This is a genomic window from Microvirga sp. jy35 (genome assembly GCF_056148915.1).
Map to the genome: position 1 here is coordinate 261,647 of NZ_JBWBEW010000003.1, position 15,377 is coordinate 277,023.

Sequence of the window (15,377 nt, forward strand, 5' to 3'; positions counted from 1 at the left end):
TGGTGCATCACCCCACGACAGGGTGCCGATCCCAGGGCACCCGACCTCGCGGGGCTTCAGGCTTGATCAACCAGGACACCATTGCACAACGTCAGGCGGTGGAACCATCCCAGACCGGGCTGGGATGGCTGGGCTATGGAGCCGTCCTGTCGGCTTTGGCGTCGGCGCTTGCCACGTTCCTGATCCTTGCCGGCGCTACGCCCATTCTGCCGACCCACAATGTCGTCGTGTGGGTGTTCACGCTGAACGGCGTTCTCATCGCCGTCCTCCTTGGGATCGTAGCCTGGCAGACGCGGAAACTGGTGCGGGAGCGCAGGGCAGGGGCTGCAGCGGCGGGGCTCCACGTACGCATCGTTGGGCTTTTCAGCCTGGTGGCCGTTCTGCCTGCCATTCTCGTCGCTGGCGTTGCAACGGTGACGCTGGAGCGCGGCCTTGATCCCTGGTTCACCGGGGCGCTCAAGGACATCATGAACAACACGGTGTCCATCGCACGCTCCTATCGGGAGTTGCAGTGCCGGACACTGGCGCGGGAAACCCAGTTGATGGCGGCCGACCTCAATCGCGCGAAGGTTCTCTTCGATGCCGACCGCAACCTGTTCCGGGAGTTCATGAACTCGCGCGCGGTCTTCCTCGGCTTTCCGCTTGCCATGATCGTCGATCCGGACGGTACGGTGGTCGAGCGGATCGAGGTGAAGAAGGTCGACAACATCCCTCAGCCGACCCAGACCGACCTTCGGGAGGCGAGCTCCCAAGAGGCTCTCTGCCTTTTCACCCGTGGCAGCGGCAACATCTTCCGCTCCGCCTTGAAACTCGATGCTCACGGCGGACGCATCCTCTACGTTGCCCGCGAAGTGGATCCGCGCGCCATCGAGTTCCCCCAGGTGGCCGAGACTGGGGTGGCCTTCTATGAGGCGCTCGACCAGAAGAAGGCAGGTATCCAGATCGCCTTCGCATCCATGTTCACGCTCATCGCCTTGATCGTTCTACTCTCGGCGGTTTGGTTCGGGCTGAACTTCGCAAACCGCTTGGTGGCGCCGATCAGGCGTCTCATTCATGCCACGGACCAGGTGGCTACGGGCAACTTCTATGTCCAGGTTCCGGTCAAAAGGGGTGAAGGGGATCTCGGGCATCTGGGAGAGACCTTCAACAAGATGACCTCCGAGCTGCGGCGCCAGCATGACGGACTCACCACAGCCAGCGAGCTCATGGACAGGCGGCGGCGTTTCACAGAAGCGGTTCTCGCAGGTGTCTCGGCCGGAGTCATCGGCGTGAATGCCCGGGGTATGATCACCATCGTCAATCCTTCGACGGAGGCCCTGCTCGGGTCCTCGAGAGAGGAACTTCTCGGCAAGCCGATCACCATGATCCTGCCGGAGGTCACTTCGCTGGTGGAGGAGATGAGCCATGGACGCCAGCGGCTGATGCAGCAGCAGATTCATATCGCCCGCAGGGGCAAGGAGCGCACGATCAACGTTCGTGTAACAAGCGAGCAGACGCGCAGCGAGAAAAGGGATCTCGTGATCACCCTTGACGACATCACGGATCTCGTGTTGGCGCAGCGGACTTCCGCCTGGGCGGATGTGGCGCGCCGCATCGCTCACGAGATCAAGAATCCCCTGACGCCGATCCAGCTCTCGGCCGAGCGAATCCGCCGGAAATACGGCAAGGTGATCACCACCGACCGTGAGGTGTTCGATCAATGCACGGACACCATCGTTCGGCAGGTCGACGACATCAAGCGCATGGTCGATGAATTCTCGTCATTTGCCCGCATGCCGAAGCCGACCATCGGCAATGAGGATCTGGCTGAGACGATCCGACAGGTGGTCTTCATGATGAAGATCGCCCATCCTGAGATCGAGTTCGTCGATCAATTGCCGCAGGGGCCTCTCGTTGCTCCCTTTGACCGTCGGCTCGTGTCTCAGGCTGTGACCAACATCGTCAAGAACGCGACGGAAGCCATCGCGGCGGTTCCGGAGGCGGAGAGGGGCCAGGGGCAGATCGCCATCCTGCTGGACGTCACGCATCCGGATTACCTGATCTTGGCCGTGACCGACAACGGCAAGGGCTTCCCGGTCGAAGGGCGGCAGCGGCTTCTGGAGCCTTACATGACGACCCGTGAGGGTGGAACCGGCCTGGGATTGCCGATCGTCGCAAAGATCCTGGAAGACCATGGGGGCGGCATGGAGCTTGCCGACAATCCCGCTGGACGGGGGGGGCAGGTTCGCATGTGGATCCCAAAGACGAAACAGATTTCATTGGAAGAGACATCGACCTCTTCCAGCCGGAATGACTCTCGCAGGGCAAACCTATGAGCGCTGATATTCTCGTCGTCGACGATGAAGTCGACATTCGCGAACTCGTGGCCGGCATCCTTGAGGATGAAGGGCACCGCACACGCACGGCAGGGACGTCCGACGACGCCCTGGCCGCCATCGAGACGCGGCGTCCTCACCTGGTCTTCCTGGATATCTGGCTGCAGGGAAGTCGCCTGGACGGTCTCCAAGTGCTCGAGATCGTCAAGAGCCAGCATCCGGACCTTCCCGTGGTGATGATCTCGGGCCACGGAAACATCGAGACGGCTGTATCGGCCATCAAGGCCGGTGCCTACGACTTCATCGAGAAGCCCTTTAAGGCGGACCGCCTCGTGCTTGTGGCCGAACGCGCCCTCGAAGCGTCCCGTCTGAAGCGCGAGGTGCGCGATCTGCGCTCCCGTTCCGTTCAGGCGAGCCGCATTGCCGGCAGATCCATCGTGATCAACCAGTTGCGCCAAGCTGTCGAGCGGGCGGCCCCGACGAATGCCCGCATCCTGATTACCGGCGCGCCCGGTTCCGGCAAGGAGCTGACCGCACGGACCCTTCACGGCCTCTCGACCCGCGCCAATGGCCCCTTCGTGGTGCTGTCGGCCGCAACCATCACGCCCGACACCATGGAGGCTGAACTCTTCGGCACCGAAGGCGGGGCCGGCGGAGGACGACGCGTGGGCGCACTTGAGGAGGCTCATGGCGGCACCCTCTACATCGATGAGATCGCCGACATGCCGCGGGAGACTCAGAACCGCATCCTGCGAGTTCTCGTGGACCAGAATTTTCAGCGTATCGGCGGAACGACCCGGGTGCATGTGGATGTGCGCATCGTCTCGTCGTCAAGCCGCGACTTGCCTGCGGAAATCGCTGCCGGCCGGTTCCGAGAGGATCTGTTCCACCGCCTTGGCGTCATTCCGATCCGGGTGCCGTCCTTGGCAGAGCGCCGCGAGGATGTGCCGGAGCTGATCGAGTTCTTCATGGAGCAGATCTCGTCGACGACGGGCTTGCCGAGGCGGCGCATCGCGGAAGACGCCATGGCGGTGCTGCAGTCGCACGACTGGCCCGGCAACGTCCGTCAGTTGAGAAACAACGTCGAGCGCTTGATGATCCTGACCTCCGGTGATCCCGAAGCAGAGGTCACGGCCGACATGCTGCCCTCGGAGATCGGCGCCCTCGTTCCGAGCACGCCGGGCGGGGTAGGGGGCGAAAAGCTCATGAGCCTGCCGCTCCGTGACGCCCGTGAAATCTTCGAGCGGGAGTACCTCCTGGCCCAGATTGCCCGGTTCAGCGGCAATATTTCCAGGACGGCGGAGTTCATCGGCATGGAGCGCTCGGCGCTGCACCGGAAGCTGAAATCCCTCGGCATCGGTGGCTAAAACCCGCCCCCGATGTTCCCTTAGGCCAAGCCCCTTCCGTCCGGCTGGAACTAAAACCTAGAAATCCACGGGAAAATGCGCTCCGAGGGGGTAGAACCGTCGCGTCCCCCTTGCCGAACGCGGCTGTTCGCCCTGTAATAAGAACGCCGGTCGACGACCGCACGAAAGCGGACAATCATATTCAGGCGGCCCCATAGCCAAGACCGGCGGCGATGGGCTGGCGAGGCAACTTCAATGGCGGGCGATCGCGCGCAGAACCTTCAGGACACCTTTCTGAATTATGTCCGGAAGCAGAAAATACCTCTCACGATCTTTCTCGTGAATGGAGTGAAGCTCCAGGGAGTCGTAACTTGGTTCGATAATTTCTGCGTCCTGCTGCGCAGGGATGGTCACTCCCAGCTGGTTTACAAACACGCCATTTCCACCATTATGCCTGGACAGCCCGTTCAGTTGTTCGATCAGATCGACGAGGCTGGCGAGAAGGCTTGAGGTGACGGAACCACGTACGCCGGGGGAAGAACGTCTCGCTCAGCTTGCCGAACCCGAGAAAGAGGTCGCGGCGGGTACGAGGACGCTTGTTGTCGGGCCATACCTGACGCGCAGGCGGCGCGTTTCCACGGAGTCCGAAGGCGAGGGGGGCAACCCTCGCCCTCCGGAAGCTCGTCTCGATGAGATTTCAGGCCTCGCTCTTGCCATCGACCTGACTATCGTCAACTCGCTCATCGCTCCCCTATCCTCGCCTCGTCCTGCCACCTTTATCGGGAGCGGCAAGGTCGATGAATTGGCCGGAATGATCCGGGCCGAAGAGATCGGGCTCGTTGTGATGGATTGTGCGCTCAGCCCCGTGCAGCAGCGCAATCTCGAAAAAGCCTGGGGCGCCAAGGTCATCGACCGGACAGGTTTGATTCTCGAAATCTTCGGCCGGCGAGCTAGGACGAAAGAGGGTACCCTTCAGGTCGAGCTGGCGCATCTGTCCTATCAGAAGGGCCGGCTGGTCCGCTCCTGGACCCATCTTGAACGCCAGCGCGGCGGCTTTGGCTTCCTTGGCGGCCCTGGTGAAACACAGATCGAAGCCGACAGGCGCATGATCCAGGAGCGGATGAGCCGGATCGAGCGGGATCTGGAGGGCGTCGTCAAAACACGCTCCCTGCACCGGACGAGCCGCCGGCGAGTGCCTTATCCGATCATCGCGCTTGTCGGCTACACGAACGCGGGCAAATCCACGCTCTTCAACCGCATGACGCAGGCCGACGTTCTAGCCGAGAACATGCTGTTTGCGACCCTTGATCCCACATCTCGGGCCATCGATCTTCCCCATGGCGAAAAGGCTATATTGTCAGACACCGTCGGGTTCATCTCGGATCTGCCCACCATGCTGGTAGCAGCCTTCCGGGCCACTCTGGAGGACGTCGTCGAAGCCGATGTGCTGCTGCATGTGCGCGACGTGTCCCATGGCGAAACAGAGGCCCAGGCTGGCGACGTGTCCGTGGTCCTGCGGGAGCTCGGGATCGACCCGGATGACACGCGGCGCATCATCGAGGTCTGGAACAAGGCCGATCTTCTTTCGGAGGAGGACCGGGATCGACTTGCAACCACCTCGCAGCGTACCGGAGAGGAGAGGCGGCCGATCCTCATCTCGGCCCTGACCGGAGATGGGATCCCCGAACTGCTCGCCACCATCGAGCAGCATCTGGCATTGGGCCGTATGACCTACGAGGTCGATGTCGCGGCTGAGGACGGGCAGGGGCTTGCATGGCTCCACGAGAACACCGAGATTCTCGATCGCCAGACGAAGGAGAACGGGCACACCGTGCTTCATGTGCGTCTCGTGGCCGGTAAGGAGCCGCGATTCCTGAACCGCTTTCCCGAGGCCCGCGTCCTATGAAGACGCGCCGGGCTCCCGCTCGGCCATCTTAGCGGCAACCCAGAGCCGCTCCATCTCCTCGAGCGACGCCTCGTCGAGGCTCCGGTCCTGCTGCCCAAGAGCTTGTTCGACAGCCCTGAAGCGGCGCTCGAATTTGGCGTTCGTGCGCCGCAACGCCCGTTCAGGGTCGATGGCGAAGTGACGGGCGAGGTTCGTGACGGAAAACAGCAGATCGCCAATCTCATCCTCGATCCTGTCTCTGTTGCCGGATGAAGATGCTTCCTTAACTTCCTCCAGTTCCTCGTGAATTTTATCGATAACTTGTTCTGCGTCAGGCCAGTCGAAACCTACCTTAGCGGCCTTGGCCGTCAGCTTCTGGGCTCGTGTCAGGGCGGGCAGGGCCGTTGGAATGCCGCCGAGAAAGGAGGACTCATGCACCTCAGGCGGTAAGCCCATTATCTCGCGCTCTGCCTTTCTGTCCGCCTTCTCGTCCGCTTTGATCGAGTCCCAGAGGCTCTTCACCTCCTTAGGAGACAGGTTCTTGGTGCTTCCGAAGACGTGGGGATGTCGCCGGATCAGCTTCTTGGTGATCGCCTCGACTACATCTCCGAACGCGAAGGCACCCTGCTCTTCGGCCATGCGGGCATGAAAAACCACCTGAAGCAGCAGGTCGCCGAGCTCGTCCCGCAGGTCAGCCATGTCGTCGCGTTCTATGGCATCCACGACCTCATAGGCTTCCTCGAGCGTGTATGGCGTGATCGACGCAAAATCCTGCTCCAGGTCCCAGGGGCAACCTGTTTCGGGTGTCCGCAAGGCCGCCATGATCTCCAGAAGGCGCGTGATGTCGGATGAAGGCTTCATGGTGATGTCCTGCTCGCTGAGCCTGTCTCATAGCCCATCGTGCAGAAAAGTGGACCCGGTTTTCCGCACGTTGGGCGCATTCAGGAAGGGGCATCGATCAGGTCCAAAAGTGCAAATCCACTTGTCACGTCCGGTGCTCTAGTCTGAGAACAGAACCAGCGGCCAGCTGGATTTGTGCCATGTCCCTGAAGAAGGGGTGTATGGATCGATTTGCCCACTTTGAGATGATTGAGGAAGAGCAGGATGAAAGCGCGAGTCAAACTTGTCGATGGGATGATGTTCGTGGGGGAATCTGGCAGCGGACATGCCGTGGTGATGGACGGTGCGCCTGAATATGGCGGGCGCAACCTGGGGATCCGCCCCATGGAGATGCTTCTCATCGGGCTAGGCGGCTGTACGGCCTTCGACGTGGTGCAGATCCTCAGAAAAGGCCGGGAGCATGTCTCGGATTGCGAGGTTGAGGTGACGGCAGAGCGAGCGGAGGTGGATCCCAAAGTCTTTACCAAGATCCATCTCGAATACCGGGTCATGGGCAAGGACTTGGCGCCGGCGAAGGTCGAGCGGGCGATCCAGCTGTCCAAGGAGAAGTACTGCTCGGCCTCCATTATGCTCGGAGCCGTGGCTGAGATCACTCATAGCTGGACAGCTTCGAGCGAGGCGGCAGAACCTGAAGCCACATCCTAGAGCAAAGAGCCTGGATGCGTGGCATCCCGCTGCTTCAATTTGAGCAAACTACTTGGTTGGAAGCCAAGCGGTGATCGGCATCGAAGCCGGTCATCGCCAACCGAAATCCTCGACAAGACCCACAGAAAGATCAGTTCGAACCAGAGGGGAGAGGCCAGGACTCATTAATGCATAATTCGCATAAGATATATTATGGAACATAAACTGATCGATCACTCGGCTGTCTCTTCCTGCTGATGGGTATATGATGCCGTGCCGAGGGAGAAAAACCATTGAGCGTATGGCGTGTCTCTTACCAGTTGTCGGTTATAATCCGGCGCGCCGTCACTCCACCACACCGGTCCGCGTTCACCAAGAGCCCGCTTTGCGGCATCAACCCGACCACGAATCTCGGCCAAAGCCTCCGGATCGTCCTTGACGCTGCGGACTGCCCGGCGCGCTGCCATCAGGTCGTGCACGAGGCGCTCACGCTCCTGAGACTCAAGATACGGATTGCTCAGACGCCACAATCGACCGCGAACTACGAAATAGCGCCCATCTGGTGTGTGCGGGTGCTGATCGTTCCGCCGCCTCGTCATGGCGCTTCGACCTGCAATCCGTCATAGGCAGGCTCGATATGCGGCGGCAGTTCGCTCCGCAGCGTCTCATAGTCGAGATCCGTGTGAAGGTTCGTCAGGATGGCCCGCTTCGGCTTGACCTTGGCGATGAAGTCCAGAGCCTCCGACACGGAGAAATGTGACGGATGAGGCGTGTAGCGCAAGGCATCGAGGATCAGGACGTCCAAGCCCTCTAAATGTCGGAGGCTCTCTTCGGGCATCTCGCTCACGTCCGGAGCATAGGCGATGCTCCCGAACCGGAATCCCAGGGTGTCGATGTCCCCATGGACCATCCTGAACGGCATCGCCTCGACGATGCCGCCGGGCCCCGGCACTGTGGTCAGGACCCCGGGCTTCAGATGGTGCATCTTCAGGATTGGCGGGTAGCTGCTCCCGGCGGGGGTCTCAAAGCAGTAGCCGAAGCGGATCAGAAGCAGTTCGCTGGTTATCCGGTCGGCATAGACTGGGATGCGCTGGCGCTGGACGATGGCGAGCGGGCGCAGATCGTCGATCCCGTGAATGTGGTCGGCATGCTCGTGAGTGTAGAGAACCGCGTCCAGACTGCGGACATTGGCACCGAGCAACTGGTCGCGAACGTCCGGGCCGGTATCGACAAGCACGGTCGTGACGTCGCCATCCGGGGCAAACCTCTCCAAAAGCACGGAACAGCGCCTGCGCCGATTCTTAGGGTTGCTCGGATCGCAGGAGCCCCAGCCAACACCCACGCGTGGCACGCCGGCAGAGGATCCGCAGCCCAGGATCGTCAAGCGCAGCGTCATGATGCAAGCGCCTGCCTGAATTCAGCGTCGGCAGCCGCCGCCTTGGCGAACAGCCGATAGAAGTTGGCCGTCGTCAGGTCGGCGATCTCCTGATCGGTCACGCCGAAGACCCCTGCAAGGACGCTGGCTGTATGAGCCACATAGGCAGGCTCATTGGTTTTGCCTCTGTACGGGACGGGAGCGAGATAGGGCGCGTCGGTCTCGACCAATAGCCGGTCCCGAGGAACGGCGGCTGCGATTCGGCGGATCTCCTCCGAATTCCGAAAAGTCAGGATGCCGGAGAATGAGACGTAGAGCCCTAGTTCGACGCCAACATGGGCAAGCTTTTCGCCGGACGAGAAGCAATGGAGAACCGCATCGAAGCGCCCTCGCCTCATCTCCTCGGACAGGATTCCGATCATGTCCTCGTCGGCGTTTCGGGCATGGATCACCAGCGGCAGTCCGGTCTCGCGGGCCGCCTCGATCTGGATGCGGAAGACCCGCTGCTGCACGTCGCGCGGGCTTTTGTCATAATGGTAGTCGAGGCCGGCTTCGCCGATGGCGATGCAGCGCGGATGACGCGACAGCTCGATGAGCCTGTCCGCCGGCACATCCGGCTCCACGGCCGCATTATGAGGGTGGGTGCCGACCGTGCAGAAAACGCTTTCATGCGCCTCTGCCAGAGCCAGATAGGTGTCGAAGCGCTCCACATGGGTCGAGATGGTTACCATCCGACCGACGCCGGCCACTGAAGCGGCAGCCAGAACCTCGGGGAGGCGGCTCTGAAAATCCGGAAAATCCAGGTGGCAATGGCTGTCTACCAACATCGGTGAAGGCGCCCTCCTCTGCGGCTAGCGGCAAGGCTGCATAAATCGGATCGACGCCCTCGTCTACCGATGCCCACCCTGGGCTGTCGCCACGGGTTCGTCGTCCTCCTTCGTTTCCTTGCGACGCATCTTGCGCAGCCGTTCCTGATGTCTGCGGACCTGGATCTCATCGTGTTCCTGGGGCCGGACGACGGGAACGGCGAGGCAAACGCTTTGGGCCGGGAGGACATCGCACCAAGCATGGATCAGTTGCTTGTAGCACCGCCCCACGGGGCGGATATTGCGGTCGAGATCGTAGAGGCCCACGGGTGTGACGCGGTTGTTCTCCTCCCGGAGAGCCACGTCCCAATCCACCTGGTCGGTCAGGGAGTACCAGGTGAAGCCGACAATCGGGACGCCGGTATTGCGGACGTGAAGCACGTTGGCCCATTGCTTCCAGAGCCAATCCACGGCCTCCTGGCCTGTCGGTCCCTCCATGAGGTTCGTCTCGGTGTGCATGACTGGCAGCTTGTAGCGATCGTAGTATTGCCGGGTAATCTCGTCGTAGCCGAATACGTCTCCGGCGGCCCTCGTCAGTCCGTCCGCTGCGACCCTGTGCTCATTGGTGACGTAATAGTCGTTTCCCATGATGCAGTGGTGGCGGAGCGATGAACGGCTCAGGAAGAAGTGGTACTCGTCCCGCGTCATGCCGTTATCCATCAGGAACTCGTACATCTCTGAGTCGACCCGTCGGCCGTAGTTCAGGTCGAGGGACAGGAAGCGTCTGGCGTTCATGATCTCGGCAGGCTTGATGGCAGCCGGGTTCTCGGCGTGGAAATACTCTGACGACTCGCTCTGGATGAACAGGGCATCCGGCCGGATCTTCAGGATCCTTTCCATGGCCAGTACATTGGCCTTTACCATGTGCTTGAGCGCCGTCACGAAAGCCTGGTCGCTGCGCATCTGCTCGTTCCACCAGCCATAGGCTGCCGAGAACTGGGCGCAGATGAACATCTCGTTGATCGGGGTATAGAGCTGAACCCAGGGAAAGCGGCGCGCGAAGTCCTCGGCGTAAGCTGCGAAAAGTTCTGGGAAATCCGGGTTTTGGAAATTGCCGATCCAGTCGGGCACGCCGAAATGGCACAGGTCCACGATGGGGATGAGGTTTCGGCGATGGATCTCGCCGAAGGTCATATCCGCAAACGACCAGTCGTACCGCTCAGGACCGAGAAAGCTTGTATGAAGCGGCGGCCCGTAGCGTAGGACCTGAATGTCGATCTCCTCAAGAAGATCGAAGTCCGTTCGCCAGTGCTTGTAGTGGCCGCACTTCTCCATCTGATCGATGCGGGTGCGGCCATTGTTGATCGTCGGGATGCTGTTCTCGATCCCGGTGGCGAACATGAAACTGGTGTACATCGAACGCTTCCGCTTGGGGCCCTCTCAGGCCGATCAAAGCGGAAGCGTCAGGACGCCTCCGCTTCGAGATAACGCGGGAAAATCGGGGCGGGTTGCGGGAGGGCCGTCCCGGCCGCCAGACGATGCGCCTGCCCAACTGCGGCAAGACCCCTGCCCTCCGGCGGAACAGCCAGCAGATCGAGCAGCTTGGCGGCGGCATTCGGCACGAAGGGCTGGGCCAGAATGCCGACCGCGCGCAGAACCTCGGCCGTTACATAAAGCACGGTATTCATGCGCTCAGGGTTGGTCTTGCGCAGCACCCAGGGCTCCTGAGAGGCGAAATACCGGTTGGCCTCTGCCACCACGGCCCAGATTTCGGCCAGGGTCGTATGAAGGGCAAAGTCCTTCATGGCCGCCCTTGTCTTTGCGGGCAAGGCATCGGCGAGCCAGAGCATGTCCTGGTCGGCCTGTGTGAGCTCGCCCCGCTTCGGCACCGAGGCGTCGCAGTTCTTGGCGATCATGGAGAGCGAACGCTGCGCCAGGTTGCCGAGGTCGTTTGCCAGATCCGCATTGATGCGGTTGACGATAGCCTCGTGGGAGTAGTTGCCGTCCTGCCCGAATGGGACCTCGCGCATGAAGAAGTAGCGGATTTGATCGACGCCGTAGGTGTCGGCCAGGTCGAACGGGTCGACTACGTTGCCGACGGACTTCGACATCTTCTCGCCCTTGTTGAGCAGGAAGCCGTGTCCGAAGACGCGCTTGGGCAGCGGCAGCTCCGCCGACATCAGGAAGGCCGGCCAGTAGACCGTGTGGAAGCGGACGATGTCCTTGCCGATGATGTGAACATCGGCCGGCCAGTAACGCCAGCGCGGATCGCTCTCGTTAGGGAAGCCGCAGCCGGTCACGTAGTTGTTCAGCGCGTCGATCCACACATACATGACGTGCTTCGGATCGCCGGGCACCGGCAGGCCCCAGTCGAAGGTGGTGCGGCTGATAGAGAGATCCTGAAGGCCTGACCGGACGAAGCTCACGATCTCGTTCCGGCGGGTTTCCGGGCTGATGAAGTCCGGATGGGCCTCGTAATGGGCGAGCAGGCGGTCCTGATAGGCGGAGAGGCGGAAGAAATAGCTCTCCTCCTCGATCCATTCGACAGGCGTCCCGGTGGGGGCGCGCCAGCTGCCGTCGGGCTGCTTGGTCAGCTCGGCCTCGTCGAAATAAGCCTCATCCCGCACCGAGTACCAGCCGGAATACTTGGAGAGGTAGATATCCCCCTTCTCCTGCATCCGGCGCCAGAGTTCCTGGGTCGAGGGCACGTGATCCGCATCGGTGGTGCGAATGAAGCGATCATAGGAGCAGTTCAGCCGATCGGCCATGGCCCGGAACTTGGCCGCCATGTCATCCACAAAGGCTTTCGGGGTGGTGCCGTTCTTGTCCGCGGTCTGCTGGATCTTGAGTCCATGCTCGTCCGTGCCGGTCATGAAGAAGACGTCGTAGCCGTCGATACGCTTGAAGCGCGCGATCGCATCCGAAGCGACGACCTCGTAGGCATGACCGATATGAGGGGCCCCATTCGGGTACGAGATAGCCGTGGTGATGTAGAACTTCTGCTTGTCGGCCATGTCGAATCCCCAGTCCTGAACTTCACAAACCCTTCGGCTCCTGCGGACGGCGGAGGCTTCAGGCCGCTCGCCGAACAGCGTCGGCAAGATCGTCGAACATCGTCAGGATGAAGGGCCGGCGGTCGAGGTTGAACACGTCGATCTCGCGCGCCGAACGGCCGATCTTCTCACATACCTCCACCAAAGGTGCAAGGCGGGAGGCGCCGAGCCCTGCCCGCTCGTGCAGCCGTCCGGACACCCAGCGTTGAACGGTTTCCAGAGCGAGTTCGTAGCTGTCGTCCGCATCACGCCGGGCCAGAGCCTCCGCCAGGGCGAGGACCTGCCTGGTGTCGGTTCTCGGCAGCCCGTCGAGGAGCTTCGTGACCTGATCGATGAAGGCTACCTTATCGGCATCGAGCAGTTCAAGGGTGCGGCGGACAGACCCTTCCCCATAGCGGAGGGCCTGATCGACTACGTCCCTGGGAGTGTCAGACCAAGGGGAGCCAAGAGAGGCAATCGCCTCCCTGATCTCCTGGTCCCCCAAAGGGCGCAGGAGCAGGCGCCGGCAACGGGAACGGATGGTTGGGAGAACCCTCTGCGGAGCGTGGCTCACGATGAGGAAGAGCGAGCGCGGCGGCGGCTCCTCGATCACCTTGAGCAGGGCATTGGCGCTCGAGATGGTGAGATCCTCGGCACTGTCCACGATGCAGACGCGATAGCCTCCATTGGCGGCCGTGGAGCCGAACATGTTCAGCGCACGGCGCACCGCATCCACGGGGATTGTCGTCGAAGCCGCCTTCTTGTCCGTGGGCGGAGACCGTCTTAGCACGGCCAGATTGGGATGAGAGAGCGCTGCGACCTGACGGGCCACCTGGGAGTCCTCCGGCACGCTCAGGCTGGCGAGAGACTTCTCACGACTTTTCTGAGGGTCGAGGACTGCGCGAGCGACCCGATAGGCGAGGGTCGCCTTGCCGATGCCCTGCGCCCCGCCGATCAGCCATGCATGGTGCAGGCGGCCGCTACGGATCCCTTCCAGAAAAGCGCCCTCTCCTTCCGCGTGACCGATAAAGGCAAACTGTTTCCGTGGATGCGGTGCCCCTTCAAAGCCATCGGGCTCAATCGGTTCCTGATCGTCACGCGACATCAAGTGGCCTCACTGCATCCTCGGATAGCCGGTTCCGGGTAAGTTGAGGGAGCCTGTCGCGCAATGCCGCCCAGATCGCAGCCTCGACCTCGTCGGGGTCCTGGTCCGCGTTGATCACTACGCACCTCTTCGGCTCGTTCCGCGCGATCGCCAGGAATGCCTGACGCAGCGCTTGGTGGAACGAGGCACCCTCGCCCTCGAAGCGGTCTGCACCCTGCCCCTTACCTGCCTGGCGCTCTCTGGCCCGGGCAAGCCCCACCTCAGCCGGCAGATCGAGGATCAAAGTCAGGTCGGGCTTGACCCCCTGAAGCGTCACCCGTTCGAGCTGGTCGACCACGGTCTTATCGATGTTCCCGGCGGACCCTTGATACGCTCGCGTTGAATCCGCAAAGCGGTCACAGAGGACATGGGTGCCCCGTTTGAGGGCCGGGACTATTGTCCTGTCTAGGTGGTCTATTCGGGCTGCGGCAAATAGCAGGGCCTCCGCGAAAGGCCCAAGGTGCTTGGCATGCCCCTCCAGAATGAATGCTCGGATCTCCTCCGCATGGAGTGAGCCGCCTGGCTCGCGAGTCACGAGAACAGGCTGGGCCGCTTGCCCTAGCCGCTTCCTGAGCTTTTCGATCTGGGTCGACTTGCCCGCGCCCTCCCCGCCCTCGAAGGTGATAAAACAGCCTGCCATCAAATGCTTTCGACGAGACTCGAGAAGGCGCGGCGCACCCAGCCTGTGCTGAACTCCAGCAAGCCATCGAGGGCCCGCTGGCTCAATGTTCCCTGCTGGATATCCGCATTGGCGTATAGAGGCATATCGAGCGCCTGCATGTCACCACGACTGACCTGAAGCCGGGCCACCTCTGCTCCCTTCTGGATCGGAGCCTTCAGAGGACCGGTGTAGACGATGCGTGCGGTCACCCGTTCGCCGTCGCCACGAGGCACAAGTACACGAACAGGCTTCTTCGCCACAAGGGGGAGCGACCGCATGTTCCCACCGAAAACCTGAGCTTCGCCAACGACCTGGCCTTCCGCAAAGAGCTGCTGGGATTCGAAAGCTCTGAATCCCCAGTCCAGGAGCTTCCGGGACTCGGCTGCTCGGTCTCTCGCCGTCTTGAGGCCGTTCACGACCACGATCAGGCGCTGGTCGTTCTGAACGGCGGACCCGATCAGGCCATAGCCGGATTCGTCGATGTTTCCGGTCTTCAACCCGTCCGCTCCGATGTCGGCGAACAGCAGAGGATTGCGGTTCTGCTGGCGGATTTTATTCCAGGTGAATTCACGCTCGCCGAACATCTTGTAGAGGTCCGGATAAGTTTCAATGACGTGAAGTGCGAGCTTGGCCAGATCGCGGACCGTGACCTTCTGCTCGGGATGGCCGTAGCCAGTCGCATTGCGGAAAGTGGACTTCGACAGGCCGATCTGCTTGGCCCGCTCGTTCATCATGCGGGCAAAGTTCTCCTCGTTGCCGGCAATGCCTTCCGCAAGCGCAATGGCGGCATCGTTGCCGGACTGCACGATTAGGCCGCGCAGGAGATCCTCCAATCGGATGGGGGTGTTCACCTTGGCGAACATGGATGAACCACCCGAACCGCTCCCACCCTTCCGCCAAGCGTTTTCGGAGATCATGAACTCGCTGTCGAAATTCAGGCGGCCGTTCTTGATCTCGTTGAAAACGACCTCGGCCGTCATGACCTTTGCCATGCTGGCCGGCGCCGTCGGCTCATCCGCGCTCTTCTCAAAGAGAACCGCATGGCTCGTCGCGTCCATTAGAATGGCCGTGGGAGCCGCCGTCTGGAAACCTTGGGCTCGTGCCTCCTGCGTTCCAGGAGGTGAGAGGAATAGGCTACTGTACACTAAAGCGAAGGCCGCAAGGACACGGGCGGCTTGAGGCTGACGCATATCAAGAAATCTCCAGGCTCTTCTCCCTAGGAGACCCCGAATCTGTAGCGCGTCAATAACAAATCAACATTCAGCCATGCTGGACTGTGTGCGGTGTCA

At 61.4% G+C, this 15,377-nt stretch carries 14 protein-coding genes; 5 read left to right on the forward strand and 9 right to left on the reverse strand.

The features are described from left to right. The first annotated feature begins 62 nt into the window (after positions 1-62). The 4 genes from AC0QTX_RS04550 to hflX all read left to right on the forward strand — a co-directional run bounded on the left by AC0QTX_RS04550 (position 63) and on the right by hflX (position 5,567). Positions 63-2,315, forward strand: a complete 2,253-nt coding sequence (locus tag AC0QTX_RS04550; RefSeq protein ID WP_474602633.1) for a sensor histidine kinase NtrY-like — start codon at positions 63-65, stop codon at positions 2,313-2,315. Next, positions 2,312-3,682: a nitrogen assimilation response regulator NtrX gene (gene ntrX, locus AC0QTX_RS04555; RefSeq protein ID WP_474602634.1), complete on the forward strand. Its 1,371-nt coding sequence runs from the start codon at positions 2,312-2,314 to the stop codon at positions 3,680-3,682. Before AC0QTX_RS04550 ends, ntrX begins: the two co-directional genes overlap by 4 nt. A gap of 234 nt (positions 3,683-3,916) precedes the next feature. After that, complete coding sequence (gene hfq, locus AC0QTX_RS04560) at positions 3,917-4,171, forward strand: RNA chaperone Hfq (protein ID WP_009491222.1); 255 nt, start codon at positions 3,917-3,919, stop codon at positions 4,169-4,171. Between the two features lies 1 nt (position 4,172). Continuing rightward, positions 4,173-5,567 carry a GTPase HflX gene (hflX, locus tag AC0QTX_RS04565; protein ID WP_474602635.1) on the forward strand — a complete coding sequence of 465 codons (1,395 nt, stop codon included), beginning with the start codon at positions 4,173-4,175 and terminating at the stop codon, positions 5,565-5,567. On the opposite strand, the gene mazG is transcribed toward hflX, so the two are convergent. Then, the gene (gene mazG / locus AC0QTX_RS04570; RefSeq protein WP_474602636.1) at positions 5,562-6,407 is read right to left on the reverse strand and encodes a nucleoside triphosphate pyrophosphohydrolase; all 846 of its coding nucleotides are present in this window, start codon (positions 6,405-6,407) and stop codon (positions 5,562-5,564) included. The two genes, hflX and mazG, sit on opposite strands and share 6 nt — an antisense overlap. A 243-nt stretch (positions 6,408-6,650) precedes the next feature. Between mazG and AC0QTX_RS04575 the strand changes: the two genes are divergently transcribed. Further along, complete coding sequence (locus AC0QTX_RS04575) at positions 6,651-7,091, forward strand: OsmC family protein (RefSeq protein WP_474602637.1); 441 nt, start codon at positions 6,651-6,653, stop codon at positions 7,089-7,091. 212 nt (positions 7,092-7,303) lie between these two features. Here the strand turns inward: AC0QTX_RS04575 and AC0QTX_RS04580 are convergent, their stop codons facing one another. The 8 genes from AC0QTX_RS04580 to AC0QTX_RS04615 all read right to left on the reverse strand — a co-directional run bounded on the left by AC0QTX_RS04580 (position 7,304) and on the right by AC0QTX_RS04615 (position 15,278). After that, positions 7,304-7,669 carry a hypothetical protein gene (locus AC0QTX_RS04580; protein ID WP_474602638.1) on the reverse strand — a complete coding sequence of 122 codons (366 nt, stop codon included), beginning with the start codon at positions 7,667-7,669 and terminating at the stop codon, positions 7,304-7,306. Beyond that, a complete protein-coding gene (locus AC0QTX_RS04585; RefSeq protein WP_474602639.1) occupies positions 7,666-8,466 on the reverse strand; it encodes an MBL fold metallo-hydrolase in 801 nt (266 codons plus the stop codon). Before AC0QTX_RS04585 ends, AC0QTX_RS04580 begins: the two co-directional genes overlap by 4 nt. Continuing rightward, a complete protein-coding gene (locus tag AC0QTX_RS04590; protein WP_474602640.1) occupies positions 8,463-9,272 on the reverse strand; it encodes a TatD family hydrolase in 810 nt (269 codons plus the stop codon). Before AC0QTX_RS04590 ends, AC0QTX_RS04585 begins: the two co-directional genes overlap by 4 nt. A gap of 63 nt (positions 9,273-9,335) precedes the next feature. Continuing rightward, complete coding sequence (locus AC0QTX_RS04595) at positions 9,336-10,667, reverse strand: family 1 glycosylhydrolase (protein WP_474602641.1); 1,332 nt, start codon at positions 10,665-10,667, stop codon at positions 9,336-9,338. Positions 10,668-10,714: 47 nt separating this feature from the next. Beyond that, on the reverse strand, positions 10,715-12,265 hold the full coding sequence (gene metG, locus AC0QTX_RS04600) for a methionine--tRNA ligase (protein ID WP_474602642.1): 1,551 nt from the start codon (positions 12,263-12,265) through the stop codon (positions 10,715-10,717). A 58-nt stretch (positions 12,266-12,323) separates the two neighbouring features. Continuing rightward, complete coding sequence (locus AC0QTX_RS04605) at positions 12,324-13,388, reverse strand: DNA polymerase III subunit delta' (protein ID WP_474602643.1); 1,065 nt, start codon at positions 13,386-13,388, stop codon at positions 12,324-12,326. After that, positions 13,378-14,067, reverse strand: a complete 690-nt coding sequence (gene tmk, locus AC0QTX_RS04610; protein WP_474602644.1) for a dTMP kinase — start codon at positions 14,065-14,067, stop codon at positions 13,378-13,380. Before tmk ends, AC0QTX_RS04605 begins: the two co-directional genes overlap by 11 nt. After that, positions 14,067-15,278: a D-alanyl-D-alanine carboxypeptidase family protein gene (locus AC0QTX_RS04615; RefSeq protein WP_474602645.1), complete on the reverse strand. Its 1,212-nt coding sequence runs from the start codon at positions 15,276-15,278 to the stop codon at positions 14,067-14,069. Before AC0QTX_RS04615 ends, tmk begins: the two co-directional genes overlap by 1 nt. Positions 15,279-15,377 lie beyond the last annotated feature (99 nt).